The organism is Gordonia sp. NPDC127522, assembly GCF_042672305.1.
GTDB classification, from domain to species: Bacteria; Actinomycetota; Actinomycetes; order Mycobacteriales; family Mycobacteriaceae; genus Gordonia; species Gordonia hongkongensis.
On the sequence record NZ_JBHXVK010000015.1, the window covers coordinates 96,263 to 120,974 of the forward strand.

Consider the following 24,712-nt stretch of genomic DNA (forward strand, 5'->3'; position numbering starts at 1 on the left):
AGAGGCATCGGACCGCGACCTGGAACTGCCGCAGGTGGCCGGGCGGATCAGCCGTTCCGTCGGCGCCGTCCGCCGCCGGAGGACTCCGTCTGTGACCGCAGCTGGCTCAGGAGCTCGGAGACGGGCAACCCCGCCGAGTGTGCCGATTCCGCGTCGTCGGCGACCGCACGGCGTCGACGACCACCGCCGAAGGACTCCGCGGGCCGACCGCCCGGCTGATTCTCGTGTCGTCCAGCGGACCCGAGGAAGGGCGGGGGCTCCACGTCGTCGGAAGCATCCGCGACGCCCGGGGTCTCATCGCTCTCGGGTGCTTCGCCCGACGCCGCCCGGGTCGACCATTCGTCGGTCGGGGTGTCGTCGGTGTAGAGCGGTTGATTCGCGTCCGCGACCGGCGACTGCGATCCCGGGCCTGGGGTATCCGCCGCGTCGGTGTCGTTCCCGAGGTAGAAGCCCCCGGAGAACGGCAATGACGCGGACTCTCCGGCGCCGGTCGACGCACCGTCCGCACCCGAGGTCTCGGCGCCTGCGGAGGCCTCCGGGCCGTCGGCGTGATCGGTGTCGACGATCTCGGCGTCGGAGACGTCTGAGTCGGACGTCCTCCCGGACGTCCCCGTCGCGGCAGCGGGTTCGGCCGGCGCGCTCGTCGCCGCGGGCTCGTCGGGCGATACCTCGGTGGCGATGCGGCCCGAGATCGGGTCGTCGGTGACGACCGGGATCACCTCGGTCATCTCGTTGGGATCGACCGGTCCCGTATGCCTGCCGTCGTCCGCGGTCGGAGCCGTCGCCGCGAAGTCGCGCGCGGCGAGCACCCCGTCGTCGGCGTAGGTGGCGCCGTAGGACGACACGCCACCGATATCACCGGAGAAGCCACCGCCGTAGGGTGCACCGGATCGACGACCCGCGCGTGATTCGTCGTTCAGGCCCGAGGCCAGTTCGCGCATCTTCTCACTCGACAGGGCGACCCGCTGATCCGGCAGCGGTTCACCGAGGAGCATCTCCAGGCTGGAACGCAACGCCAGCACCTGGGCCTTGAGCTCGGAGAGTTCTTCGTTCGACTCGGCGGTGACCTCCTTGCGGATGGTCGTCTCGACATCGAGTTCGTACTGCCGACGCGCGGCGATCTCGCGTTCCAGCTGCAGTTCGTAGACCAACCGGAGGTCACGGCTCTTCGCCTCGGCGCTCTCGGCCTGTCGACGGAACTTCGTCACCAGGATCGCGCCGATGACGGCCGCCCACAACGCCGCGATGACTGCCAGCGAGCCGGTGATCGACAGCCTGTCGGTGAAGACCATCAGGATGCTGGCGATCAACGCGAGCACGATCAGGAGGCCGAGCAACCACTGAGCCGTCGACCGACTCGAGCGGCGCGAGTCGGCGGCACGGCCGTTCGAGGTCGTCATGATCGTGAATTTACCCGCTGTGAGTGCATTCGGACCGCAGGCGGGTGCGGAGTTTCTCCGATAGTCGACATGTTAGGCGACGAGTGCGCGGGGCGTCCGAGACTCGCCCCGACTCTCACGGACCGCCGACGGCGGACGGATCGTCGGGTGCTCGGCAGCAGTACTCGAGCCACAGCGCGGCACCGACGAGGACCACCCCGCCGATCAGTCCGACGATCGCGCCCGGCCGGTCGTGGTCGGCGGCGGCCAGATCGTGTTGGCCGAGCAGGAAGGCCAGCAGACCCAGCCACACCCCGACGGCGATCGCGCCGAGGATCGCAGAAGCCTTGGCCAGGGCCAGCACTCGCGCGGCCGTGAGTGGATGGAGCTGTCCCCGCGCGCGACCGACATCCCGCGAATCGACCCGGGAACGGACGACGAAGGCGATGACGATCTCGAGTGCGGCAAGCACATACAGCACCACACCGGCGAGCAACGGCAGCGGCGGGAAGTCGGAGTAGTTGTACCGCACCAGGATCCACGCGACGATCGCCGTGACCGCCGCGATGACGGCGAGATCGCGGACCCGGGTGGGACCGAGACCGGTCTCCTCGTCGTCCTGATCCGGCCGACGCGGGTCCGGCGCGGTCACGACTCGACCCCGGTCAGGCGGCCGACCGGCCGCACCGCGTCCCGCTCTGCGGCGTCGAGCCCGGCCACGAGATCGGACACCGCGCGCGCACCGTCCATAGTCCAGAGGGTGGCATCGGGTTCGATCTCGAGCCACGGGACGAGGACGAAAGCCCGTTGCGCGGCACGGGGATGGGGCAGCGTCAGGTCCGGGTCCTCGGATACGACGACCTGGCCGGACTCGGACACGGTGATCACGTCGACGTCGAGAGTTCTTGGCCCCCAGCGGATCTCGCGCGTCCGATCGGCGGCCCGCTCGAGTTCGAATCCGCGCTCGAGCCACCCGCGCGCATCATGCGGGCCGTCGACGACGAGCGTGATGTTGCGGAAGTCCTCCTGCTCGACCCCGCCCCACGGCGGCGTCGCATAGACCGCGGACACCGCGACCAGCTCGTCGGCGAAAGCCTCGACGACCGAACGCAGGTGCGCGGTCGGGTCACCGATGTTGGAACCGGCCGACAGCACCGCGCGGCTCATCGCGTCCCCTTGCGGGAACGCCTGGTCACCACCGCGACGTCGTCGAAGGTCAGTGGGATCGGCGCCGACGGCTTGTGCACGGTCACCTCGCAGGCATCGATGCGCTCGTCGGTCATGATCGACTCCGCGACCTCGGCCCCCACCTTCTCGATGAGGTTGCGCGGTTCGCCCCCGACGATGCCGGCGACCTGCTGCGCGAGCGCGCCGTAGTCGACGGTGTCGGCGAGGTCGTCGGACTCGCCGGCGGCCCGTAGATCCAGCCAGAGCACGACGTCGATGTAGAAGTCCTGGCCGTCGACCCGTTCATGGTCGAACACACCGTGATTGCCGCGGACCTTCAGGCCGCGCAGTTCGATCCGGTCAGCCATTCGAGTCTCCTACCGAGGACGAGGTTCGGGAACCGCCGGTGCGCCAGGCCGCCGCGACCGCGACCGCGTCACGACTGCTCGCGACGTCGTGGACGCGCACCCCCCACGCGCCCGCGGCGGCGGACAGCGCCGAGACCGACGCGGTGGCGACATCACGTCCGGCGGGCGGCCGGTCCGCACCGTCGCGACGCAGCAGCGCCCCGAGGAAGCGTTTGCGGGAGGCTCCGACCAGCACCGGGAAGCCGAGACCGGTGATGGTGGGCAATGCGTGCAGCAGGGCCCAGTTGTGCTCGGCGGTCTTGGCGAAGCCCAGCCCCGGATCCAGGATGAGGCGGTCGGCATCGACGCCGGCCGACACCGCTGCGTCGACTTGGGCGAGCAGTTCCCCACTCACCTCGGCGACCACGTCCCGGTACCCGTCGACGTCTCCGCTGCGGTGCGTGAACCGGCGGTCCGCGCTGTCCCCGGCCGGGCGCCAGTGCATCAGGATCCACGGCAACCCCGCGTCCGCGACGACCCGCGCCATGTCGGCGTCGGCACGCCCGCCGGACACGTCGTTGACGATCGCGGCGCCGGCCCGGATCGCGGCGGCCGCGACCGGGGCGCGCATCGTGTCGACCGAGACGGTCACACCGCGCGCGGCGAGTTCGCCGATCACCGGGACCACGCGCTCCGCCTCGAGACCGGGGTCGACCCGGACCGCGCCGGGCCGGGTCGATTCGCCACCCACGTCGATGAGGTCGGCACCCTGCTCGATGAGTTCGAGCCCGTGTGCGATCGCCGCATCGGCGTCGAGGTAGCGGCCGCCGTCGGAGAAGGAGTCGGCGGTGACGTTCAGGACGCCCATCACGAGAGTCCGGTGCACACCGCCGCCGGCGGGGACTGCGTGCGCCTGCGTCACCGGGTGATCAGGTCGAGGGCTTCGCCGCGGGACACCGCACTGGTCTTGAAGATGCCGCGCACCGCCGACGTGGTGGTCGTCGCGCCGGGTTTGCGGATACCGCGCATGGCCATGCACAGGTGCTCGGCCTCGATCACCACGATCACCCCACGGGGTTCGAGCTTGCGCATCATCGCGTCGGCGATCTGGCTGGTGAGCCGCTCCTGGACCTGCGGACGCTTCGCGTACAGGTCGACCAGGCGTGCCAACTTGGACAGCCCGGTCACCCGGCCCGAGGTGCCGGGGATGTAGCCGACGTGGGCGACACCGTGGAACGACACCAGGTGATGCTCGCAGGTGGAGTACATCGGGATGTCCTTCACCAGCACCAGCTCGTCGTGGTCCTCGTCGAACGTCGTGGCGAGGACCTCGTCGGGCTCGGTGTACAAGCCGGCGAACATCTCCCGGTAGGCGTTCGCCACCCGCGTGGGCGTCCGGATCAGACCTTCCCGATCCGGGTCCTCGCCGACGGCGAGCAGCAACTCGCGGACCGCGGCTTCGGCGCGGGCCTGGTCGAAGTCGGACCGGGGTCCCTCGAGTACGGCGTCCCGCCGCTCGCTGATACTCATCCGGCCACTTTACGAACTCGGACGCGAGTCGTCGTCACCGGCGCGATGGCCCCAGCCGTTCGTGTCGCCGTTGCGACCCGTCCGCGGGTCGGGCTCGGGCGGCCAACCGGGTGCGGACCAATCGCGCGGCGCGCCGTAATCCGGGCGCGTGCCGCCCCCGTACGGCCCGCCCGACCCGGGTGCCGTCCGGCCGTTGCCCGGGTCCGGATACTGCGGGTTGGGGTAGTTCGGGTTCGGATACTGGGGGTTCGGATACTGCGGATTCGGATACTGCGGATTCGGATACTGGGGGCCGGGATCGGCCGGCGGATATCCGTGGTCGGGGTACCGCGGTTCCGGATTGCCCTGCGTCGGGGGGGTCGGACCACCCGGCTCGGGATACATCGGCGGGTAGTTCGGCACCTGGCCGGGGACCTGCGGCCCACCGGGATAACCGGCACCCACCGGCTCGGGGATCTTGGCCTGCTCCGGCGGCGGCCACGGCTCACCGCGTTCGATCGCCAGCTCTCCGGGCGTCTTCACCGGCGGTTTGTCGCTCGGGGTGCGTTCGCCGAAGTCGTTGAACGCGGTGATCCGCGGACGCTTGTCGACGTCGGCGAAGATCTTCTCGAGGTCCTTGCGGGTCAGCGTCTCCTTCTCGAGGAGCTGCGTCGCGAGCACGTCGAGGGTGTCCCGGTACTCGGTGAGGATGGCCCACGCCTCGGTGTGCGCGGCCTCGATGAGCCGGCGCACCTCGTCGTCGATCTCGCTCGCGATCTCCGCGGAGTAGTCGGTGTGCGAGCCCATGGACCGGCCGAGGAACGGATCGCCCTGGTCCTGGCCGTAGCGCACCGCACCCAGCTTCGAACTCATGCCGTACTCGGTGACCATCGCACGCGCGATCTTCGTCGCCTGGTCGATGTCCGACGACGCACCGGTCGTCGGCTCGTGGAAGACCAGTTCCTCGGCGGCACGGCCGCCCATCGCCATCACCAGCCGCGCGATCATCTCCGAGCGGGTCATCAGGTCCTTGTCCTGCTCGGGGACGGCGAGCGCGTGGCCGCCGGTCCGCCCGCGCGCCAGGATCGTGACCTTGTAGATCGGGTCCAGGTCGGGCATGGCCCAGGCAGCGAGGGTATGGCCGCCCTCGTGGTAGGCCACCACCTTGCGCTCGTGTTCGCTGATGATCCGGGACTTGCGGCGCGGACCGCCGATGACCCGGTCGACCGCTTCCTCGAGGGCCTCGGCGGTGATCGTCTGCTTGTTCTCCCGTGCGGTGAGCAGCGCCGCCTCGTTGACGACGTTGGCCAGATCCGCTCCGGACATCCCGGGCGTGCGCTTGGCGAGACCGTCGAGATCGGCGTCGGAATCGATCGGCTTGCCCTTGGCGTGCACCTTCAGGATGGCCCGGCGACCCGCCATGTCGGGGTTGCCGACCGGGATCTGCCGGTCGAAACGTCCGGGACGGAGCAGAGCCGGATCGAGGATGTCGGGCCGGTTGGTGGCCGCGATCAGGATGATGCCCGAGCGGTCGCCGAAACCGTCCATCTCGACGAGAAGCTGGTTGAGCGTCTGCTCACGCTCGTCGTGGCCACCGCCGAGACCCGCGCCGCGCTGTCGGCCGACGGCGTCGATCTCGTCGACGAAGATGATGCACGGACTGTTGTTCTTGGCCTGCTCGAACAGGTCACGCACACGCGACGCGCCGACGCCGACGAACATCTCGACGAAGTCCGAACCGGAGATCGTGAAGAACGGGACGCCCGCCTCGCCGGCCACCGCGCGGGCCAGCAGCGTCTTGCCGGTACCGGGAGGGCCGAAGAGCAGTACACCGCGCGGGATCTTGGCGCCCAGCGCCTGATACCTCGTAGGGTTCTGCAGGAAGTCCTTGATCTCGTAGAGCTCTTCGACGGCCTCGTCGGCACCCGCGACGTCGGCGAAGGTCGTCTTCGGCATGTCCTTGGTGAGCTGCTTGGCCTTCGACTTGCCGAAGCCCATCACGCCGCCGCGGCCACCGCCCTGCATACGGCTCATCACGAAGAAGAACAGACCGAACAGCAGGATCATCGGCAGCACGAAGATGAGGATCTGCCACAGGACGGACTGCTCGTTGACGTTGGTCGTGTACGGGGCGCCGGTGCCCTGGACGGCCTCGAAGACCTGGTCCCCCGCCTGCGCCGGGTACTTGGCGCTGATCTTGTCGGCGTCGGCGTCGTTGACCTTGATCGGGGTGTTCAGCTCGATGCGCAGCTGCTGCTCGCGGTCGTCGATGCTGATGAACTTGGTGTTCTTGTCGTTGAGTTGCTGCAGTGCGACAGAGGTGTCGACGCCGCGGTACTCCCGACCGGAGTCGCTCATCACGCTCCAGCCCCACAGGGCGAGCAGGATGAGCGCCAGGATGGCGAGGTTGCGGAAGACTGTCTTACGGTTCATGCCAGTTGGTGGGGGTCGTGCGGGCTCACGGGATCGAGTCCCGGTGCCGACGCCGTTCCCATGTCCTTCCCGTCGACGTACACATTGAGGCTACCGGTCAACGATCGCGCTGGTGAAACCGTTCCCTCGCAGGTCGGACACGCGGGCGCCGCGTCATGCGCCGGCGATGGATCAGTGCGTGTACACCGACGGCTTCAGTCGTCCGATGTAGGGAAGGTCGCGGTATCGCTCCGCGTAGTCGAGGCCGTATCCGACGACGAACTCGTTGGGGATGTCGAACCCGACGTCGGCGACCCGGATGGTGGAACGCACGGCGTCCGGCTTGCGCAACAGAGCGCACACCTCCAGGCTGCGTGGCGACCGTGTGGCGAGATTCTTCATGAGCCAGGACAGCGTCAGACCGGAGTCGATGATGTCCTCGACGATCAGGACGTCGCGTCCCTCGATGTCGCGGTCGAGGTCCTTGAGGATGCGGACCACACCCGAGGACGAGGTCGACGACCCGTAACTGGAGACCGCCATGAACTCCATCTGCGACGGGATCGGCAGCGACCGGGCGAAGTCGGTCATGAACATGATCGCGCCCTTGAGGACACCGATGAGAACCAGATCCTCTTCGATGTCGGCGTAGCGCGACGCCACGGAATGGGCGAGTTCGGCGGTGCGCTGTTTGATCTCGTCCTCGGTGATCAGGACAGCGTCGATGTCGGCGGCATACGGATCGGCAAACTGCACGGTCCCAGCTTCGCATGTTTTGGCCGCACCGCGATGAACGGGGGCCGCACCGGGGTCGCCGCCGTAGGCCGAAGAAATGACCGACCGTCCACCTGGGGGTTTTCCGAGAAATGCCTGATCAAATCATTGTCGCCCTTTCATATCGACATTTCGCCGAATTGCCGTGCAGATAACGGTCGCATAACAAGTCGCCACACCGGCACCATTCCGAGTGGTTGCGTTTCGGAGTGGATCAAGCGTCTGACATTCTCGAGAACAGAGGTCTGAGTAACCAGGCCTCGAAATTCCCCTCCCTTCTCACGCCCTGTCCTCGTGAGGACAAGAAGGAGCGCTCGTGTCCCCCACTTCGCGTTCTCCCCTGCGCAGAAAACGTTTCAGCGCCATTCTGTGCCTGGTCACCGCGGTCGTCACCGTATTCGCCGCGACCGCCGAAGCCGCACCTCAGCGGGCCTCCGCTGCGACCTACGATGCGTCGTGGAATGCCTCGGCCCTCACTCTCACGGTGCACAACGCATCGGTCAGCACGGAGAACGGAAATCTGACGATCCGGGACACCGCCGGCGCGGAACTCTTCCGCATGCCGCTCATGTATCGCAGCGAGTATCGGCAGTTCCCGATCGACACGCGGACGACGGGAAACAAGGTGACCCTCATTCCGTCCCGTGAGGTCGCACGTTCGACGGCACTCAATCCGACCGCGGTCGATCAATTACGCGGGGCGGCCCGACACAATGTCGCGGCGCCGCAAACGCGCCAGGAACGTGACGACCAGGCACTCGACCGATTCCGGTCCCAACTCGCCACCGGAACCTCGATCGGGACATTGGTCGGAACAATCGTCGGTGCCATTGTCGGCGGAGTGATCGGCTGCGTCATCGGACTCGCGGCCGCGGTGGTCGGCTGCCTGGTGGGTGTTGCACCGGCAGCCGCGATCGGCGGCCTCGCTGGACTCTCCCTGGTCGGCGGCGGCACGCTCATCGGTGCCGGCATCCACTACTTCCAGACGATCAACTCGCCGTTCACCCCGCCGCGTCGCTGATCGCCAGTAACCACACGACGGTCCGTCTCACCTTGCGGTGAGGCGGACCGTCAGTGTTTCCCCGGCACGTACGACGACGCGTCGTGCTTCGGGGTCGCCGCCGATGGCCACCTGCGACCGCGCGTTCCCGGTGGTCGCCACCAGATCGTCGACGGCCGAGATGACGCGGTGCGTCGGTTCGGTGGCGCCGACGACGAGCAGCCAGGCTCGCAGGACACGCGTCCGGACCGCGAGCGGCACGGCGAGCAGCGGCGCGATCGCCAGCCCCTCGTCTCGGCCGGCCCCAGCGAGGACACCGGCCGCCCACTCGTCCAGCGCGTCGTTGTCGGCCCGCAGGCCCTCGGCGGTGCGACCCAGCGCGTCGACGACCCCGCCGTGCAGAACCTCCTCCAGCAGCGGCAGCACCTCGGTTCGCAGTCGGACACGGGTGAACCGCGGATCGTCGTTGTGCGGATCGCGATGGGGCGCGAGACCGAGTTCGGTGCAGGCCGCCAGCGTCTGCCGCCGGCGGACGCCGAGCAACGGCCGGGCCCAGGGGTCGTTCCACGCACGCATACCCGCGATCGAGCGGGACCCGGACCCGCGGGCCAACCCGAGCAGCACGGTCTCGGCCTGGTCGTCGGCGGTGTGGCCGAGCAGGACGGGCCGATCGGCGCGGGCCTCGTCGAGCGCCGCATACCTGGCCTCACGGGCTCCGGCTTCGAGGCCGCCACGCCGCCCGACGCGCACCGGTAGCACCCGGACGCGGGCACCCAGACTCCCCGCCACGTCTCCTGCCGCCGCGGCGACCTGAGCAGAGTCCGGCTGCAGTCCGTGGTCGACGATCAGCGCGGTGACGTCCAGACCCGCGCCGACGGCGGCCGCGGTCAGCGCGAGCGAGTCCGGTCCGCCGGAAAGGCCCACACAGACCTGCGGCCCGGAGAGATGAGCGGCCGCGAACTCCGCGACCGCCCGTCTCACAAGACCCGCTGAATCCATGCCTGCGGGTCGTCGATCTCGCTCGGCAGCGGCATCGTGTCCGGCGAGGTCCACACGACGTTGAACCGCTCCATCCCGACGGCCTCGACCACCGCGTCGACGAAGGTCTTGCCGCGGATGTACTGCGCGAGCTTGGCGTCCATCCCGATGAGCGCCCGGATGAGCCGCTGGACCGGGTTCTGGGGTGCGGTGCGTCGTTTGTCGAAGGCGGCGCGGATACTCGCCACCGACGGCACATGCGCCGGTCCCACGGCGTCCATGACATGGTCGGCGTGACCCTCGAGCAGCGTGCCCAGGACCATCATGCGTTGGAAGGCGGCGTGCTGCTCCGGGCTCTGCAGCAGTTGCATCGCCCCGATCACACCCTTTTCGCGCGGACCGTCGGAACCCTTGAGCGCCTTGGTCATCCGCGTGACGATCTCGGTGGTCGACTCGCCGGCGTCGGAGGTCAGCACGGCCACGTTGTCCTGCATGTAGTCGCGCAGCCACGGGTTGGCCGAGAACTGCACCCGGTGGGTGACCTCGTGCAGGCACACCCACAGGCGGAAGTCCGACGGGATCACCTTGAGCTGACGTTCGACGTTGATGATGTTCGGCGTCACCACCATCAGCACACCCGGTTCGCCGGTCTCCGGGTCGGGCGTGAACGGGTCGTACTGGCCGAGGATCGCGGTGGAGAGGAAGGCGAGCAACCCGCCGGCCTGGAGGCCGCCGAATCGCGCCCCGAGTCCGGGCGATCCCGCATCGATCGACTCGTCGGAGCCGAGCATCGAGCGCATCGACCGGGACGCGGCGTCGATCCACCCGGCCCGGTCGAGGACCCGGGTGGTCGGTACGCGCAGGCCGTCGGCGAGCCCGGTGACCTCACGGACCGGGGCTTCGGCCCGGGTCGCGGCGTCGGCCAGTTCCGCACGGGCCGCCTCGTAGGTGTAGGCCGTGGTCTTGGGACCGGGACGGGCGAGACGTTTCGCGGTCGACGCCGCGAGCGACCAGTCGATCTGCGACCCGATGCCCGGTTGACGGTCGGCGGTCTCGGCGACCTCGGCGGTCCCGGTTCCGGTGATCCCGGCGTCGGTGACGTCCGATCCGGCGATTCCTGAAGTGGTCATCGGCACCCGCACTCTCTCAGTTGACCCACCACGGCGTCGAGGGCGGGTCGCGCGTCCGCCGGCGAGGTGCCGCCGGACATCAGGGCGAACGACAGCACACGGCCGTCGACTGTCTGCACTATGCCGGTCAACGAACTGACCCCGGTGAGTGTTCCGGTCTTGGCGCGTGCCCAGCCCGCGCCCGGATTGCCCGGGGCGTCGAACCGGTCCGCGAGCGTACCGGTGCCACCGGCGATCGGCAGCCCGTCGAGCATCGGGCGCAGCGCCGGCCGGCTGGGCCCGCTGGCGGCCGTCATCACGGCGTCGAGCAGTTCCGGCGTGGTGCGGTTGGCGTAGGAGATCCCCGACGCATCGTGCAGGGTGGTGCCCGCCCACTGGTCCGGGAACATCGACGACAGGACTTGTTCGATCGCCTCCACGCCGCCGGCGTGCGTGGGCGGCCCGCCCCGGTGCACCGACAGTTCGATGGCCAGGGTCTCGGCGAGCACGTTGTCGCTGTAGCGCAGCATGTCGTTGACCCGGGTGACCAGCGGCGCCGACTCGACCTTCGCGATCACGCGGTCGTCTCCGGCCCCGGCGGTACCGGTCACCTCGGTGACGGGCCCCTCCACGCCGAGAGCCGCGGCCAGGGCCTCACCGGCCATGATGCCCGGTTCCGCGGTGCGCGGCGAGTACTCGTCGAGCGGTTCGAGCCGGGCGCCGTCGACCATCAGCGATTCGATCGGCGCGATGTCGCCACCCTGGATGTCCCGGCGGTCCCAGGTGGTGTCCATCGTCGGACCCGAGAACGCGCTCAGGTCGACGGCCACCGACGTCACCGGGATCTCGGTGTCCTCGATCTGCCGCGCGAGGTCGGCGATGCGACCGGGGTCGGTGTAGAAGGTGTCGGTGCCGGCGGGCTGTGCGGACAGGGTCGGGTCACCCGCACCCCGGAGGATGATCTGCCCGTTGCTGCCGGCCACCACCGTCGTGGTCAGTCGCTGATCGTGCGGCACGGCTTCGAGGACGGCCGCGGCCGAGAGGACCTTGGCGTTCGACGCGGGGATCCGCGGACGCTCGGGGTTGCTGGTCCACAGGACGGTGCCGGACAGCGAGTCGCTGATCATGCCGGTGAGTTCGCCGAGCGCCGGATCCCGCAGTGCCGGCGCGATGGCCCGCGACACACCGCTCGGCGTGGGCTCCGGCGCGGAGGCGACCACCGGGTCGATCCGGGGGTCGACGGCGATCGCGGCGGGCTGCGGGGGAACCCCCGGCGGCAGTTCGGGTTCCCGGTCGAGCCGGAGCGCGATGACCACCGAGGCCGTCGCGACGAGGGCCAGGATCACCACCGCGGTGATCGTCCACCACAGAAGTCTCCGACCGGAACGACCGCCGTTTCGGGTGGATGCGCCCACAAAGCCTCCGGGTCTCTCGCGGTTGACGGTCGATGGAACGGCCCGGACATACGCACAACGAGGGGTACGAACATCGAGGTCGCCGGACCAACAGTATCGTTGGGGCAGCGTGCGGGCGTTTCGGCCCGACGCGGCATCCCCGATCAAGACTGCCAGGAGGAACTGTGGAATTCGATGTGACCATCGAGATCCCCAAAGGTGGCCGCAACAAGTACGAGGTCGACCACGAGACGGGCAAGGTCTACCTCGACCGCTACCTGTACACCTCGATGGGCTACCCGGCCGACTACGGCTACATCGACGGCACCCTCGGTGAGGACGGCGACCCGCTCGACGCGATGGTCCTGCTCCCCGAGTCGGTGTTCCCCGGCATCATCGTGCGCGCACGGGTCGTCGGCATGTACACCATGACCGACGAGGCCGGTGGCGACGACAAGCTCCTCTGCGTCCCGGCCAAGGACGTGCGCTGGGACCACATCAAGGACATCTCCGACGTGTCCGAATACGAGCTGGGACCCATCGCCCACTTCTTCGAGCACTACAAGGACCTCGAGCCGGGCAAGGAGGTCGACCCGGGCGGATGGGTCGGCCGCGACCAGGCCGAGAAGATCGCACAGGAGGCCATCGATCGCCTCGCTGCGCACCCCGACGCGGCCAACGAGCCCTCGCGCGGCTGATCTCTCCCGCACACGAGACCGCCGGCACCATCATTCGAGGTGGTGCCGGCGGTCTTGTCTGTTCACCAAGTGGCTTCGACTCGGCTCCTCGCTACGCTCGGTGCCGGCTCAACCAGCAGTGGGTCAGGCCACGCGGTACCGCTGCTCGGCGAGCACCGGCAGGATCTGTTCGCGGATGCGGCGTTCGGTGGCCGCGCCGTCGATCGGGATGAGGATCACGGCGTCGGCGACCTCGGCTGCGTAGATGTCGCGGACCAGCGTGATCAGTCCGTGTGTCGTCCCGATGTAGCGGATGGTCCCCGAACTCGTCTCCGACGACGCGTCCTCCGCAGCAGCAGCAGCCACGCGCGCCGACGCGGCATCCGGCGCGACGGTCACCTCCACCTCGAGTGCGACCACGAACTTGGCCTGATCGTGGCTGCCGGCCCGGAGCAGGGAGCGGGCGCGCTGCGCCTCGCGGAGGGTCTCACGCCGCACGACGATCGGAAACGTCTGTGCGAGTTCGTCTCCCGCGAGCGCGATCTGGAATCCCGGACGTCCGATGCTGATCGGGGTGGCAGTCGGTGCGGCGATCACGGTGCCGCGGTCGGCACGTGCGTCGAGTTCGATGGTCATCTACTCACCCCTGTTCGGTCGGTCTGTTCGGTTCGCGCCCGGAATGCGTCGAGAATCCGGTCGATGTCGTCGGCGGTGGTGCCCGCTCCGAAACTCGCGCGCACCGTATCGGCCGGCGGTGTGAGGCCGTCGACGGTGTAGCCCGCGACTCCCGCGCGGTCGGTGGAATCGGTGAAGATCCGCCGCGGCGTGAAGCCGCCGATCGCGGCCAGGCCGGCATCGAGACGTTCGGCGAGGCGGCGTTCGTGCAGCCCGATCGTCTCGGGTCCGAGATCGGCGAGCACCCGACACGCCTCGGCGACCGCGATCGCTTCGGAAACGCCGTCGGCGTCCGGCGAGACGTAGACGTCGGCGGCGTCGAACCAGTCACGACGACCGATGAGGACGCCGGCGCCGCCCGTCTTCCGCCCCGGTTCACCGAACGCCAGGTAGTCGATGCCGTGGCTGACGACGGAGACGGGCCGGTGCCCGACGAGTTGCGCGGCGTCGACCAGGATGCGGGCCCCGGACCGGTGCGCGAGCGAGGCGAGCCGGCCGATCGGCAGCACCTCGCCGGTGATGTCCGATACCGCGGTCACGACCAGGAGCGATGCCGGCGCCGAGGCGAGCTCGGTCTCCAGCGCGACCAAGGTGTCCTCGATGGTCTCGCCGGCCGGGACGAACCGCGCCCGGTCGCGCCCCTGCCGTGGTGCGCACCACCGCAGCAGGTCGGCGCCCTGCCCGATGTCGAGGACGACGACGTCGCCAGGAGTGATGCGCGCCGCGAGGTCGAGGGCAACGGCGGCATCGCGGGTGAAGACGACGGTGTCGTCGACCCGCGCACGGACGAACTGCCGCACCGATTCCCGGGCGGCGTCGAAGCGGACGTCGACTGCGGGCGACAGGCGACCGGCGGGTGCGGACAGGACAGCGGTCACGGCAGGAAACTCCTCAGACAATTCGCGCTTGCCGCGTCCGGTCGGTACGCGGCCGGGTCGTCACCCGGAGCACCCCACCGCGAAGGAGGGTTGCCGACCAGCGAGCCGGGGCTTGTCACTGGCACTCATGACCTACGACCAAGGGTCGTCGATCTCGCGCGGACGTGTCAATTTTCACTCAACGTGATCGGAAGTTAGGGCACACTTACCTGTAGCGTGTCAGGGGTGTCAGCGACTGATGTGTTCGTGTTGTCCCGCCCGCACGGCACCGTGCGGGGCATGGGCGCGGTCCGTGCGTTCACCGACGTCGACGCCGCCTCGGCCGCCCTGCGCGCCGGGACCGTCGACGGTCTGACCGGCGCGATCCCCTTCGACCTCGCCGACCCCGCCGCGCTGGTGGTGCCCGAAGTCCTGCACGTCGACGCGGCGCCGCTGGCAGGCACACCACCGCTGACGCGCACCCCGGTGTCGACGACCCTGCACCCCACGGCCGACGAGCACCGCGAACGTGTCGCACACGCGGTGAAGCGGATCGTCGCCGGCGACGTCGGCAAGGTCGTACTCGCCCGCAGCGTCGACATCGTGCTCGACGCCGAGGTCGAGCCTCTGCAACTCCTCGACGCATTGGCGGGCGGCAATGCCGGACACAACGCATTCGGTGTCGATCTCGGCGCGGCCACCGGCTCGGGTTCGTGGCTGTTGGGCGCTAGTCCCGAAGTGCTGCTGCGCAAGTCGGGTTCAGTCGTCACCTGCCACCCGTACGCGGGATCGGCGCCGCGGTCACCCGACCCGGTCGTCGACCGCGCCGCCGCCGACGGATTGTTCTCCTCGGCAAAGGATCTCGCCGAGCACGCCTTCGTCGTCGACCACTTGCGGGACCGACTGGGACACCTCTGCGACGACGTCTACGCACCGTCGACCCCGCAACTGCAGTCGACCGGGGAGGTCTGGCATCTGGCCACCCCGATCCGCGCTCGGCTTCGGGACCCGGCGACCACCGCGCTCGATCTCGCACTCCTGCTCGGCCCCACCCCGGCGGTCTGCGGCACGCCGAGTGATGTTGCCGCGCAGATCATCCGCGAGGTCGAGGGTGAGCGCGGCTTCTATGCGGGGGCGGTCGGCTGGTGCGACGCCGCCGGCGACGGGGAGTGGATGGTCACCATCCGGTGCCTCGAACTCGAGGCCGATCGTCGCAGCCTCCGGACGTGGGCCGGCGGCGGCATTGTCGAACACTCCGACCCGCAGGGCGAACTCGAGGAAACCGCGTTCAAGCTGCGCACGGTCCTGAACGCGTTGGGCATCGCCGCACTCGACTGAGTCGCCCTCTCCCGCTTCTCAGCCCAGCGCGTGGTCCAGGTCGCCCAACAGGTCGTCGACCCCTTCGAGACCGACCGACAGCCGCACCACCGAGTCACTCAGACCGATCGCCGCGCGTCCCTCGGGACCCATCGCACGATGAGTAGTGGTCGCCGGATGCGTGATCAGCGACTTCGAATCTCCGAGATTGTTGGAGATGTCGACGATCCGCAGGCCGTTGAGGACCTCGAAGGCGCGTTTCTTGCCGTCGATGCCATCGTGGTCGTTGAGCTCGAAGGTCACCACCGTGCCGCCGCCGGACATCTGCGACTTCGCCAGGTCGTACTGCGGATGTGACTGCAGGAAGGGGTATTTGACCCAGCGCACGCGCGGATCGCTCTCGAGGAACTCGGCGATCCGCAGCGCCGACGACACCGAGGCGTCGACGCGCAGACGCATCGTCTCCAGCCCCTTCACGAGGGTCCAGGCGTTGAACGGACTGAGTGCCGGACCGGTGTGTCGCATGAGTTGCTGCACCGGACCGTCGACGTACTCCTTGGTTCCGAGTACCGCGCCACCCATGACGCGCCCCTGGCCGTCGATGTGCTTGGTGCCCGAGTACACGATGACGTCGGCGCCGAGTTCGAGACCCCGCTGCAGCAGCGGGGTGGCGAAGACGTTGTCCAGCACCACCTGTGCGCCCGCGGCGTGCGCCAGTTCCGAGACCTTCACGACGTCGACGAGACTCTGCATCGGGTTCGACGGTGTCTCGAAGAACACCGCGTCGGTGGGCTTGGACAGGGCCCGCTCCCACTGCTCGAGGTCTTCGCCATCGACGAACTCGGTCTCGATCCCCCAGCGCGGGAGGATCTCGTTGCAGACCACGAAGCAGGAACCGAACAGGCTGCGGGCGGCGACGAGACGGTCGCCGGCCTTCAACAGTGCACCGAGCGCGACGAACACCGCGGCCATGCCGCTTGCGGTGGCGAAACACGCCTCCGCGCCCTCGAGCCGGCGCAACCGCTCCTGGAACATCTCGACGGTCGGATTTCCGTAGCGCGAGTAGACGAATCGTTCGTCCTCGCCGGTGAAGGCTCGCTCGGCGGCCTCCGCGGAGTCGTAGACGTAACCGCTCGTGAGATAGAGCGCCTCGGCCGTCTCGTGGAAACCCGAACGCGCCAGCCCGCCGCGAACCGCGATCGTGTCAGCCGAGAGCCCTTCAGGCAGTTCACGACTGACGGGCAGATCAGAACTCACGATTGCCTCCACGGCAGGTTCTCGGCACGCCAGCCCGACGTCCCGCGGTGGTCGTTCTCGTCGAGGGCGCCTTCGAACCCGTCGATCACGTTGTACGCTCTGGCGATACCGTCGGCGGTCGCAGCTTCCGCAGCGCCGATCGACCGGTGCCCCGAACGGCAGATGAAGATGACCTCCTGGTCGTCGGAGACACCGGAATCACGCAGCTGTGCCACGAAGTCGTCGTTGCGACGCCCCTCGGGGAAGGTGGTCCACTCGGCGAAGATCGCGCGCTTGCCCAGGACCTCGAGGTCGGGCACGCCGACGAACGACCACTCCGCCTGCGTGCGACAGTCGACCAGCACCGCATCCGGGTTGTTCTCGAGCTTCTCCCACGCCTCGCGCGGGGTCAGGTCACCGGCATAGCTCATGAGGAACACACCTTCCACTCGCCGTTCTCGCGCACCACGATCGTGTCCACGACGTTCACGTCATCGGGGGTCTTGTCATAGTGCCAATGAACCTTCGCGGTCGCCCGGTCACCGTCGACCACCAGCTCGGTGATCTCCGGGATCTCGATGTGACCGTTGGCGAGCAGCGACTCCCGGTTGTCGGCGAGGAACTGTTCCTCGGAGACGAAGTCGGCCGCCTCGACGTCGGCCGCGCAGGTGTTCGCCCGGTATTCGCCGAAGTTCGGACCGTTGCGCGCGGTGTAGATGTCGTTGATCGCGTACTGAACCTGAGCCGAGTCGCCGGCCCGGTCCTCGGCCGGACGGGTCACATTCGACAGCACGACGCCGAGCACCACGAGTCCCACGACGCCGGCCGCGACGAAGAACGGCCAGGCGTTCTTCCACGACGGGGGCTTCTGGTCGCCCTCACCTGCAGCTTCGGCCATGGCGGGCAGTCTATCGAGCGTCCCGGCGGCGGTTGAGACCGGCGTCGTCGGAGCCCGGACACACCGGGCGGAGCGCCGAACGACGTCGACATCGAACACGTCCTGCGTAAGGTGGCCCTAAGTTCCGCGGCGAACGACGTCGCCGACCGCAACGACCAGCGAGGACCCGGATGCGCGCTTCCACCCACCGTTCACTCACCCTTCTCGTCGGGCTGCTCGCGGCAGCCCTGGTGGTGACCTCGTGTTCGCCGCCTGACGAGACGGTCAACTCCGGCACGGCCCAGGTCCCCGCGCCCGAGGCCGGCGCGATCCCGGTCACCGTGCAGCAGGCCTACGCCCCCGCGACCGTCGACCAGGCACCCAAGCGCGTCGCCGCGATGGGCGTGGGTGACGGCGACACCCTCCTCGCACTCGGCGTCACCCCCACCACGATCGCCCCGTTCGCCGACCCCGACCAGGCGTCGGCGCCGTGGAACGCCGAACTCCTGGCCGACTCCAAGCCGGTGGTGCTGCCGAACGCGTCCGGCGCGTTCGGCGACGAGATCCCCAAGGCGCTGGCCACCGAGCCCGACCTCATCACCGCCGTCGGCGCCGATCCCACCCGCGACCAGTTCGATCTGCTGAGCAAGACCGCCCCGACGATCCTGCGGCCCGCCCAGTTCCAGCCGTGGCAGGTGCCGTGGGACGCGCAGACCCGCCAGATCGGTACCGCCGTCGGCCTGCCCGAACTCGCCGACCGCAAGGTGACCGAGACCGAGCAGTTCCTCGCGAACGTGCGGGAGCAAAACCCGCAGCTGGCCGGGAAGACGGCGGTCGTGGTCACCGCCAGCCCGACCGGTGGCGTGTCGATCTACGGCCCCGGCGACGGGCGCGGACAGACCCTCACCGGTTACGGCCTCACCTTCCCGCCCGCGCTGCAACCCTCGGTGACCAGCGGTTTCTACGGCGATCTGCCGGCCGAGAGCCTGAACCTGCTGGACTCGGCCGACGTGGTCGTCGCCGTCGACTGGCAGGGATCCAACGACCAGCTCAAGTCCAATGCGGCGTTCAACCGGCTGGCGGTCGCGCAGTCGGGCCGGGTCGTCTACCTGCCCCAGGAGGTCGGCAGCGCGATGTCGGTGCCGACCGTCCTGACGATCCCGTGGGTGGCCGACCAGGCCGTCGAACCCATCGCGGCCGCCGCGGCGAAGTCGTGAGCGGGCACGAGACCGCGGTGGTCGATCACCCGTTCAGGTGAGGGTTACCTCACAGACGGATTTTGGCCGGGGACAGCAAGCGCCTACCGTAGAAGGGATAGGCCTTATCCATACGCGCGGACCTGGGGGTCACCGAGATTTGCTTGTCCTCGCGTGCTGAGCAACGGAAGACACCTACTCCATGAGCGACAACAGCCGCCCGCTGCGGGTTGCGATCGTCGGTGCCGGTCCCGCCGGGATCTACGCCGCCGACGCGTTGATGAAGTCCGACACCGCCAAGGACCGCGGGGTCAGCATCGATCTGTATGAGCGCATGCCCGCTCCGTTCGGTCTGATCCGTTACGGCGTCGCGCCCGACCACCCGCGGATCAAGGGCATCATCACCGCCCTGCACAAGGTCCTCGACAAGCCCCAGGTACGCCTGCTCGGCAACGTCGACTACGGCACCGACATCACCATCGACGAGCTGCGCGCCCACTACGACGCGGTGATCTTCTCCACCGGTGCCACCGACGACCGCGCCCTCGACATCCCCGGCATCGACCTCGACGGCAGCTACGGCGCCGCCCAGTTCGTCGCCTGGTACGACGGTCACCCCGACTTCCCCCGCACCTGGCCCCTCGAGGCCGAGAAGGTCGCGGTCATCGGCGTCGGCAACGTCGCTCTCGACGTCGCGCGCGTGCTCGCCAAGACCGGCGACGAACTGCTGCCCACCGAGATCCCGGCCAACGTCTACGAAGGACTCAAGGCCAACAAGGCCGTCGAGGTCCACGTCTTCGGCCGCCGCGGTCCCGCCCAGGCGAAGTTCACCCCGCTGGAACTGAAGGAACTCGACCACTCCCCCAACATCGAGGTCGTCGTCAACCCCGAGGACATCGACTACGACGAGGGTTCGGCCGTCGCGCGCCGCGGGTCGAAGATCACCGACCAGGTCGCCACGATCATCGAGAACTACGCGATCCGCGAACCCAAGCAGGGTGCGATCCACAAGCTGTTCCTGCACTTCTTCGAAAGCCCCACCGAGATCCTCGGCGAGGACGGCAAGGTCGTCGGTCTGCGCACCGAGCGCACCCAGCTCGACGGCACCGGCAACGTCAAGCCCACCGGCAAGACCACCGACTGGGAGGTCGGAGCCGTCTACCGCGCGGTCGGCTACCTCTCGGACAACCTGCCGCAGATCCCGTTCGACTCCCAGGCCGGGGTCATCCCGAACGAGGCCGGACGCGTGTTCGACGAGGGACAGCAGCTGACCGGTATCTACACCACCGGCTGGGTCAAACGCGGCCCCGTCGGCCTCATCGGCCACACCAAGGGTGACGCGAACGAGACCGTCGACTGCATCCTGAAGGACATGGAAGCCGGCACGCTGCTCGAACCGGCCCACCCCGGTGAGGACGCCATCGTCGAACTCCTCGAGTCCAAGAACATCCCGTTCACCACCTGGGACGGCTGGTACCGCCTCGACGAACACGAACGCGCCCTCGGCGCCGCCGAAGGCCGCGAACGCGTCAAGGTCGTCGAACGCGAAGACATGCTCGCCGCATCGGAGCCGGACAAGGTGTCCCGCCCGTCGGCGTGACAAAACCTCTGAACGCGTAAGAGCGGCGGCCGAGTTCTCTCGGTCGCCGCTCTTTCGCATGCGCCCGGCGGGTGCGGGGGCGTCCTCCCCGCACGCCGCCTGGCGCGAATGGTTCAGTGGTGGCGAATCCCCGTCGTCCTCAGAGGAGGGTCATCGACCGGGAATCGCCGGAACACCCTCGACGTCGGTGCCACCGCCGGTCAGGGCTGCCGCCGAGGCGGAGGAGCCCGTGCCGAACCGGTCCAACGGGTTGTCGATGCGCCGGACGTTCCACCAGAAACCGGCGTTGTCCGTCAGGTTCTCGGCGTAATCAGAGATCGCGTACCCGGCGATGGAGGACGGGAAGCAGCCGAACCAGGTGGTCTTGATCGTGAGGGACTCGTTCTTCTTCAGCAGCGACTTGAACTTCGTCGCGCCGTTGATCTCCTGCAGTGTGACGTTACGGAAATCGCCGTCACGCGCGGTGACGCGCATGAACCGGGTCATGCTCCACGCCTGATTCCACGGCGTGCCGGGGGCTGCGAACTGGCAGTAGACCCCGCCCGTCATCTGGAGGTTGGGAACGGCGGCCTGTGCCGGCGCGGCACCCACCAGCGATCCACCGGCGATTCCTGCAGCGACCAGAACCCCTGTGAGAGCCCGTTTCAGCGATTTCATCGATCCTCCTCGTTCGTAGGCGACACTGTGTTTCCCGACGTCGCCGTCGTGGGAGCGGTTCACGCCGTCCCACCGACGACCGGTCTAGCTGCGGTCGGCCCGAGATGCCCACCGACACCGGGACTATCGACCCAGCCTGAGCGAAGTGTTACCGCGCGCACAGCCTTCCCTCAGGTTTCGTCGGCAATTCGTTATACGAACGACACCCGCCGAGGCGCTCGACGCCGCGCACGATGAAGCGCCGCAGAAGGTTGGTAAGGTTTACCTTCGTGCGCCGATCCCTCCGACTTCTCGGAATCCCGCTGCTCCTGGCGGTCCTCGCAGCGCTGGTCGTCGCGTCGGTTCTCTTCGGCACCCGGCCGGTCCCGCTCGACGAGATCTGGCCCAGCTTCACCGCCGGTATCGAAGAGATCTGGAACGCCCTGATCAACCTGCGGATGCCGCAGGTGCCCAAGGATTCCGATGTCGACGGCATCGTGTGGGATCTGCGCGTGCCGCGCACGCTGCTCGGCCTCGCCGCCGGACTCGCGATCGGCGCGGCCGGTGCCATCACCCAGGGCCACACCCGCAACCCGATCGCCGATCCCGGCATGCTCGGCGTCAACGCGGGTGCCGCCTGCGCGGTCGTCGGCGGCATCTACCTGCTGGGTATCACCAGCCCGATCGCGTTCATGTTCTTCGGTCTCGTCGGGGCGATCATCGCCGCCACCGTGGTGTTCGGGTTGTCGTCGCTGAGCGGCTCCAGCCCGCTGACCCTGGTCCTCGCCGGCACCGGCCTGACCGCGATGCTGACCGCCATCACGTCCGCGATCGTGCTCATCGACACCAATTCGCTGGATCAGTGGCGGTTCTGGAGTGTCGGCTCCACCGCGGGACGGGGCATCGACGTGTTCTGGGCGAGCCTGCCGTTCATCACGGTGGGCCTCGTGCTCGCGCTGGCGAGCGGCTTCTTCCTGAACGTCCTGAGCCTGGGCGACGACATGACCAAGGCCCTCGGTTCCCGTGTCGTGCTCATCCGCGCCCTCGGCGTCCTGACCATCACGCTGCTCATCGGCGCGGCGACCGCGGCGTGCGGGCCGATCGTGTTCCTGGGCCTGGTCGTACCGCACATCGCCCGCGCCTTCGTGGGCGCCGACTATCGGTGGATCATCCCGTATTCCGCTCTGCTGGGCGCCATCCTGCTCGTCGGATGCGACATCCTCGGCCGGATCGTCGCCCGTCCCGGCGAAGTGCAGGTCGGCGTCATGCTGGCACTGGTCGGCGCGCCCTTCCTCATCGTCATGGTCCGCCGACAGAGATTGGGGACCGTGTGAATCCGCCGACCTCCATCAAGACCGACATCACGTCCGGAACCACGACGAAGGGTCGGATAGCACCGCACCCCGGCGGTTATCGGATCGCCGTCGAACCGCTGTCGATGGTGGTGCGGCCACGGATGCTCACCGTCGCAGTCGTCTCCACGGCCGTCACGGTCGTCCTGTTCCTCACGAGCGTCGGTGTCAGCGACTTCCCGCTGACCCCCGTCGACGTCGCGCGCATCCTGCTCGGCGGCGGCACCCGCGTCGAGAACGTGGTGGTCTTCGACGTCGCGCTGCCCCGTGCGCTGGTCGCCCTGCTGGTGGGATTCGGTCTGGGCCTTGCGGGTTCGATGACCCAGCTCATCGCCCAGAACCCCCTGGCCACACCGGACATGCTCGGCATCACCGCCGGCGCGAGCGTGGCGGCGGTGACCGCGATCGCGTTCTCCACGACCAGCTGGGGTGCCTGGCTGGGCGATCTCGGTGTCCCGGCGGCGGCGATGATCGGCGGGTTGCTCACCGCCGTCGCGATGTACGTCCTCGCCTGGCCGGGTCGCAAGGCCAACAGCGGCATCAACCCGTTCCGGCTCGTGCTGATCGGCGTCGGGATGACGTGGTTGCTGCAGGCGCTGACCCAGTTCCTCCTCTCGCGCGCCGACATCCGGGATGTGGCTCGTGCGCAGGTGTGGATCGTCGGGTCGGTGTCCAACGTCGGCTGGTCCAACGTGTGGCCGGTCGCCGCCGGTGTCGTCGCGAGCATCGTCGTGGTGGTCGTCCTGGCCCGCCAGATCGGGATGCTCAGCCTCGGACCCGATCTCGCCCGCGGACTCGGAGTCCGCACCGGCACGGTGTCGACGACGCTGCTCCTGACCGCGGTCCTGGTGAGCGCGCTGAGCGTGTCCGCGGCCGGGCCGATCGCCTTCGTCGCGCTGCTGGCCCCACAGATCGCGCTGCGGCTGGCCGGTACCGCCGTGCCCACGCCGCTCGTGTCCGGTGTCATCGGTGCGTCCTTGGTACTGGGCGGCGACCTGATGGTGCGCACGGTTCTGCCGGGCGGCCTGCCGGTCGGCATCGTCACCGCGGCGATCGGCGGCCCGTTCCTGATCTACCTGATGATCGTCATGTCCCGAAAGGCGAGCGTATGACCGCGTCATCCCTCGAAACCCCCGCCACCACCGCCCGATTGCGGGGCGTCGGACTGACCGTCGGCTACGACGAACGGATCGTCATCGACGGCCTCGACATCGACATCCCCGACGGTCAGGTCACGACGATCATCGGTTCCAACGGTTGTGGCAAGTCGACACTGTTGCGTTGTCTCGCACGGCTGTTGCCGCCCCGGGCCGGCGCGGTCTACCTCGACGGCGACGACATCTCCTCGGTCCGGCCCAAACAGGTCGCCCGCACCCTGGCGATCCTGCCGCAGAATCCCATCGCGCCCGAAGGGCTCACCGTCGCCGATCTGGTCGGACGGGGACGTCATCCGCACCAGCGCTGGTTCGCGCAGGCCAGCGCGGCCGACGAGGCGGCAGTGGCCCAGGCGATGGAGATGACCGACACCCTCGACCTCGCCGACCGCACCCTCGACGCCCTGTCCGGCGGTCAGCGGCAACGGGTCTGGATCGCGCTGACGCTCGCGCAGGACACCGACCTCATCCTGCTCGACGAGCCCACCACCTACCTCGACCTCGCGCACTCCATCGACGTCCTCGACCTGGTCCGCCGGCTCCGCGACGAGCACGGCAAGACCGTCGTCATGGTGCTGCACGACCTCAATCTGGCTGCGCGCTACAGCGATTCGCTGTTCGTCATGCGCAACGGAGCCATCGTCACCACCGGCTCGCCCGCCGAGGTCATCGACGCCGACACCCTCGACGCGGCGTTCGGCCTCCGGGCGCACGTCATGACCGATCCGATCACCGGTGGCCCGCTCATCGTGCCGCTGGACTCCCGGACCCGCGCTACCCCCACCGCTCCCTGATCCGAAAGAACGACCTGCCCCCTGCCCCCTGCCCCCTGCTCCCTGAGGAGCGCCCGGAGCTTGCGGAGGGCGCGTCAACCCCTGCTCCCTGAGGAGCGCCCGGAGCTTGCGGAGGGCGCGTCAACCCCCTGCTCCCTGAGGAGCGCCCGGAGCTTGCGGACGGCGCGTCACCCCCCTGCTCCCTGAGGAGCGCCCGGAGCTTGCGGAGGGCGCGTCACGAAGGGTCTTCGCAACCCGACTCACCAAGACCCTTCGTGACGCTCGCAAGCTCG

At 68.8% G+C, this 24,712-nt stretch carries 25 protein-coding genes and 1 riboswitch; of the genes, 8 read left to right on the forward strand and 17 right to left on the reverse strand.

Annotated features, from left to right (window positions below; genetic code table 11):
* Positions 1-47: 47 nt before the first annotated feature.
* From ACFVHY_RS19360 to hpt, 8 genes are all read right to left on the reverse strand, one after another.
* Complete coding sequence (locus ACFVHY_RS19360; protein ID WP_390274756.1) at positions 48-1,400, reverse strand: DUF6779 domain-containing protein; 1,353 nt, start codon at positions 1,398-1,400, stop codon at positions 48-50.
* A gap of 115 nt (positions 1,401-1,515) precedes the next feature.
* Complete coding sequence (locus ACFVHY_RS19365) at positions 1,516-2,031, reverse strand: DUF3180 domain-containing protein (RefSeq protein WP_068971963.1); 516 nt, start codon at positions 2,029-2,031, stop codon at positions 1,516-1,518.
* Complete coding sequence (gene folK / locus ACFVHY_RS19370; RefSeq protein ID WP_390274758.1) at positions 2,028-2,546, reverse strand: 2-amino-4-hydroxy-6-hydroxymethyldihydropteridine diphosphokinase; 519 nt, start codon at positions 2,544-2,546, stop codon at positions 2,028-2,030. Before folK ends, ACFVHY_RS19365 begins: the two co-directional genes overlap by 4 nt.
* Complete coding sequence (folB, locus tag ACFVHY_RS19375; RefSeq protein WP_390274761.1) at positions 2,543-2,914, reverse strand: dihydroneopterin aldolase; 372 nt, start codon at positions 2,912-2,914, stop codon at positions 2,543-2,545. The genes folK and folB overlap by 4 nt, the downstream gene beginning before the upstream one ends.
* On the reverse strand, positions 2,907-3,761 hold the full coding sequence (gene folP / locus ACFVHY_RS19380; protein WP_390274809.1) for a dihydropteroate synthase: 855 nt from the start codon (positions 3,759-3,761) through the stop codon (positions 2,907-2,909). Before folP ends, folB begins: the two co-directional genes overlap by 8 nt.
* 50 nt (positions 3,762-3,811) lie before the next feature.
* Positions 3,812-4,423: a GTP cyclohydrolase I FolE gene (folE, locus tag ACFVHY_RS19385; RefSeq protein WP_390274763.1), complete on the reverse strand. Its 612-nt coding sequence runs from the start codon at positions 4,421-4,423 to the stop codon at positions 3,812-3,814.
* A gap of 9 nt (positions 4,424-4,432) precedes the next feature.
* A complete protein-coding gene (ftsH, locus tag ACFVHY_RS19390) occupies positions 4,433-6,835 on the reverse strand; it encodes an ATP-dependent zinc metalloprotease FtsH (protein WP_390274765.1) in 2,403 nt (800 codons plus the stop codon).
* Positions 6,836-7,006: 171 nt separating this feature from the next.
* Positions 7,007-7,570: a hypoxanthine phosphoribosyltransferase gene (gene hpt, locus ACFVHY_RS19395; protein WP_390274768.1), complete on the reverse strand. Its 564-nt coding sequence runs from the start codon at positions 7,568-7,570 to the stop codon at positions 7,007-7,009.
* 334 nt (positions 7,571-7,904) lie between these two features.
* Between hpt and ACFVHY_RS19400 the strand changes: the two genes are divergently transcribed.
* Complete coding sequence (locus ACFVHY_RS19400) at positions 7,905-8,609, forward strand: glycine zipper family protein (RefSeq protein WP_390274770.1); 705 nt, start codon at positions 7,905-7,907, stop codon at positions 8,607-8,609.
* Between the two features lie 27 nt (positions 8,610-8,636).
* On the opposite strand, the gene tilS is transcribed toward ACFVHY_RS19400, so the two are convergent.
* Genes tilS through dacB form a run of 3 tightly spaced genes read right to left on the reverse strand, consistent with a single transcriptional unit; the run spans position 8,637 to position 12,090 of the window.
* Positions 8,637-9,569, reverse strand: a complete 933-nt coding sequence (tilS, locus tag ACFVHY_RS19405) for a tRNA lysidine(34) synthetase TilS (RefSeq protein WP_390274773.1) — start codon at positions 9,567-9,569, stop codon at positions 8,637-8,639.
* Entirely contained in the window at positions 9,566-10,696 is a 1,131-nt protein-coding gene (locus ACFVHY_RS19410; RefSeq protein ID WP_390274775.1) for a zinc-dependent metalloprotease, read from the reverse strand. The genes tilS and ACFVHY_RS19410 overlap by 4 nt, the downstream gene beginning before the upstream one ends.
* Positions 10,693-12,090: a D-alanyl-D-alanine carboxypeptidase/D-alanyl-D-alanine-endopeptidase gene (dacB, locus tag ACFVHY_RS19415; protein ID WP_390274778.1), complete on the reverse strand. Its 1,398-nt coding sequence runs from the start codon at positions 12,088-12,090 to the stop codon at positions 10,693-10,695. Before dacB ends, ACFVHY_RS19410 begins: the two co-directional genes overlap by 4 nt.
* A gap of 164 nt (positions 12,091-12,254) precedes the next feature.
* Between dacB and ACFVHY_RS19420 the strand changes: the two genes are divergently transcribed.
* Positions 12,255-12,767, forward strand: a complete 513-nt coding sequence (locus ACFVHY_RS19420; protein ID WP_058249886.1) for an inorganic diphosphatase — start codon at positions 12,255-12,257, stop codon at positions 12,765-12,767.
* A 123-nt stretch (positions 12,768-12,890) separates the two neighbouring features.
* Here ACFVHY_RS19420 and ACFVHY_RS19425 read toward each other — a convergent pair whose 3' ends face one another.
* Together ACFVHY_RS19425 and ACFVHY_RS19430 are read right to left on the reverse strand one after the other, a co-directional pair.
* Positions 12,891-13,382, reverse strand: coding sequence for a hypothetical protein (locus tag ACFVHY_RS19425; RefSeq protein WP_390274780.1), 492 nt, complete (start codon positions 13,380-13,382; stop codon positions 12,891-12,893).
* Positions 13,379-14,299 carry an aminotransferase class V-fold PLP-dependent enzyme gene (locus ACFVHY_RS19430; protein ID WP_390274782.1) on the reverse strand — a complete coding sequence of 307 codons (921 nt, stop codon included), beginning with the start codon at positions 14,297-14,299 and terminating at the stop codon, positions 13,379-13,381. The genes ACFVHY_RS19425 and ACFVHY_RS19430 overlap by 4 nt, the downstream gene beginning before the upstream one ends.
* Before the next feature lie 19 nt (positions 14,300-14,318).
* A riboswitch (SAM riboswitch) is annotated at positions 14,319-14,432 on the reverse strand.
* A gap of 107 nt (positions 14,433-14,539) precedes the next feature.
* Between ACFVHY_RS19430 and ACFVHY_RS19435 the strand changes: the two genes are divergently transcribed.
* Positions 14,540-15,616 carry an isochorismate synthase MenF gene (locus tag ACFVHY_RS19435; RefSeq protein WP_390274811.1) on the forward strand — a complete coding sequence of 359 codons (1,077 nt, stop codon included), beginning with the start codon at positions 14,540-14,542 and terminating at the stop codon, positions 15,614-15,616.
* A gap of 18 nt (positions 15,617-15,634) precedes the next feature.
* On the opposite strand, the gene ACFVHY_RS19440 is transcribed toward ACFVHY_RS19435, so the two are convergent.
* Genes ACFVHY_RS19440 through ACFVHY_RS19450 form a run of 3 tightly spaced genes read right to left on the reverse strand, consistent with a single transcriptional unit; the run spans position 15,635 to position 17,729 of the window.
* Complete coding sequence (locus tag ACFVHY_RS19440) at positions 15,635-16,852, reverse strand: O-succinylhomoserine sulfhydrylase (protein WP_137809956.1); 1,218 nt, start codon at positions 16,850-16,852, stop codon at positions 15,635-15,637.
* A complete protein-coding gene (locus ACFVHY_RS19445; RefSeq protein ID WP_390274785.1) occupies positions 16,849-17,262 on the reverse strand; it encodes a rhodanese-like domain-containing protein in 414 nt (137 codons plus the stop codon). The genes ACFVHY_RS19440 and ACFVHY_RS19445 overlap by 4 nt, the downstream gene beginning before the upstream one ends.
* On the reverse strand, positions 17,259-17,729 hold the full coding sequence (locus ACFVHY_RS19450; protein ID WP_065629636.1) for a hypothetical protein: 471 nt from the start codon (positions 17,727-17,729) through the stop codon (positions 17,259-17,261). Before ACFVHY_RS19450 ends, ACFVHY_RS19445 begins: the two co-directional genes overlap by 4 nt.
* Before the next feature lie 170 nt (positions 17,730-17,899).
* Between ACFVHY_RS19450 and ACFVHY_RS19455 the strand changes: the two genes are divergently transcribed.
* A complete protein-coding gene (locus ACFVHY_RS19455; RefSeq protein ID WP_390274788.1) occupies positions 17,900-18,925 on the forward strand; it encodes an ABC transporter substrate-binding protein in 1,026 nt (341 codons plus the stop codon).
* A gap of 181 nt (positions 18,926-19,106) precedes the next feature.
* Positions 19,107-20,504: an FAD-dependent oxidoreductase gene (locus ACFVHY_RS19460; protein WP_390274791.1), complete on the forward strand. Its 1,398-nt coding sequence runs from the start codon at positions 19,107-19,109 to the stop codon at positions 20,502-20,504.
* A 150-nt stretch (positions 20,505-20,654) separates the two neighbouring features.
* On the opposite strand, the gene ACFVHY_RS19465 is transcribed toward ACFVHY_RS19460, so the two are convergent.
* Entirely contained in the window at positions 20,655-21,161 is a 507-nt protein-coding gene (locus ACFVHY_RS19465; protein ID WP_226514011.1) for a hypothetical protein, read from the reverse strand.
* Positions 21,162-21,430: 269 nt separating this feature from the next.
* On the opposite strand from ACFVHY_RS19465, the gene ACFVHY_RS19470 reads away from it, so the two are divergent.
* Genes ACFVHY_RS19470 through ACFVHY_RS19480 form a run of 3 tightly spaced genes read left to right on the forward strand, consistent with a single transcriptional unit; the run spans position 21,431 to position 24,440 of the window.
* Positions 21,431-22,474 (forward strand): FecCD family ABC transporter permease, encoded by a 1,044-nt coding sequence (locus ACFVHY_RS19470; RefSeq protein WP_390274794.1) that lies wholly within the window; start codon positions 21,431-21,433, stop codon positions 22,472-22,474.
* The gene (locus ACFVHY_RS19475; protein WP_390274797.1) at positions 22,471-23,604 is read left to right on the forward strand and encodes a FecCD family ABC transporter permease; all 1,134 of its coding nucleotides are present in this window, start codon (positions 22,471-22,473) and stop codon (positions 23,602-23,604) included. The genes ACFVHY_RS19470 and ACFVHY_RS19475 overlap by 4 nt, the downstream gene beginning before the upstream one ends.
* Positions 23,601-24,440 (forward strand): ABC transporter ATP-binding protein, encoded by an 840-nt coding sequence (locus ACFVHY_RS19480; RefSeq protein ID WP_390274800.1) that lies wholly within the window; start codon positions 23,601-23,603, stop codon positions 24,438-24,440. Before ACFVHY_RS19475 ends, ACFVHY_RS19480 begins: the two co-directional genes overlap by 4 nt.
* Positions 24,441-24,712: the final 272 nt, after the last annotated feature.

Coding starts and splice junctions, on each gene's coding strand:
- folE (WP_390274763.1), bottom strand. CDS start 4,423: ATGAGTATCAGCGAGCGGCGGGACGCCGTACTCGAGGGACCCCGGTCC.
- ACFVHY_RS19455 (WP_390274788.1), top strand. CDS start 17,900: ATGCGCGCTTCCACCCACCGTTCACTCACCCTTCTCGTCGGGCTGCTC.
- folK (WP_390274758.1), bottom strand. CDS start 2,546: ATGAGCCGCGCGGTGCTGTCGGCCGGTTCCAACATCGGTGACCCGACC.
- folB (WP_390274761.1), bottom strand. CDS start 2,914: ATGGCTGACCGGATCGAACTGCGCGGCCTGAAGGTCCGCGGCAATCAC.
- ACFVHY_RS19450 (WP_065629636.1), bottom strand. CDS start 17,729: ATGGCCGAAGCTGCAGGTGAGGGCGACCAGAAGCCCCCGTCGTGGAAG.
- ACFVHY_RS19410 (WP_390274775.1), bottom strand. CDS start 10,696: ATGACCACTTCAGGAATCGCCGGATCGGACGTCACCGACGCCGGGATC.
- folP (WP_390274809.1), bottom strand. CDS start 3,761: ATGGGCGTCCTGAACGTCACCGCCGACTCCTTCTCCGACGGCGGCCGC.
- ftsH (WP_390274765.1), bottom strand. CDS start 6,835: ATGAACCGTAAGACAGTCTTCCGCAACCTCGCCATCCTGGCGCTCATC.
- ACFVHY_RS19460 (WP_390274791.1), top strand. CDS start 19,107: ATGAGCGACAACAGCCGCCCGCTGCGGGTTGCGATCGTCGGTGCCGGT.
- ACFVHY_RS19360 (WP_390274756.1), bottom strand. CDS start 1,400: ATGACGACCTCGAACGGCCGTGCCGCCGACTCGCGCCGCTCGAGTCGG.
- ACFVHY_RS19465 (WP_226514011.1), bottom strand. CDS start 21,161: ATGAAATCGCTGAAACGGGCTCTCACAGGGGTTCTGGTCGCTGCAGGA.
- ACFVHY_RS19445 (WP_390274785.1), bottom strand. CDS start 17,262: ATGAGCTATGCCGGTGACCTGACCCCGCGCGAGGCGTGGGAGAAGCTC.
- ACFVHY_RS19425 (WP_390274780.1), bottom strand. CDS start 13,382: ATGACCATCGAACTCGACGCACGTGCCGACCGCGGCACCGTGATCGCC.
- ACFVHY_RS19480 (WP_390274800.1), top strand. CDS start 23,601: ATGACCGCGTCATCCCTCGAAACCCCCGCCACCACCGCCCGATTGCGG.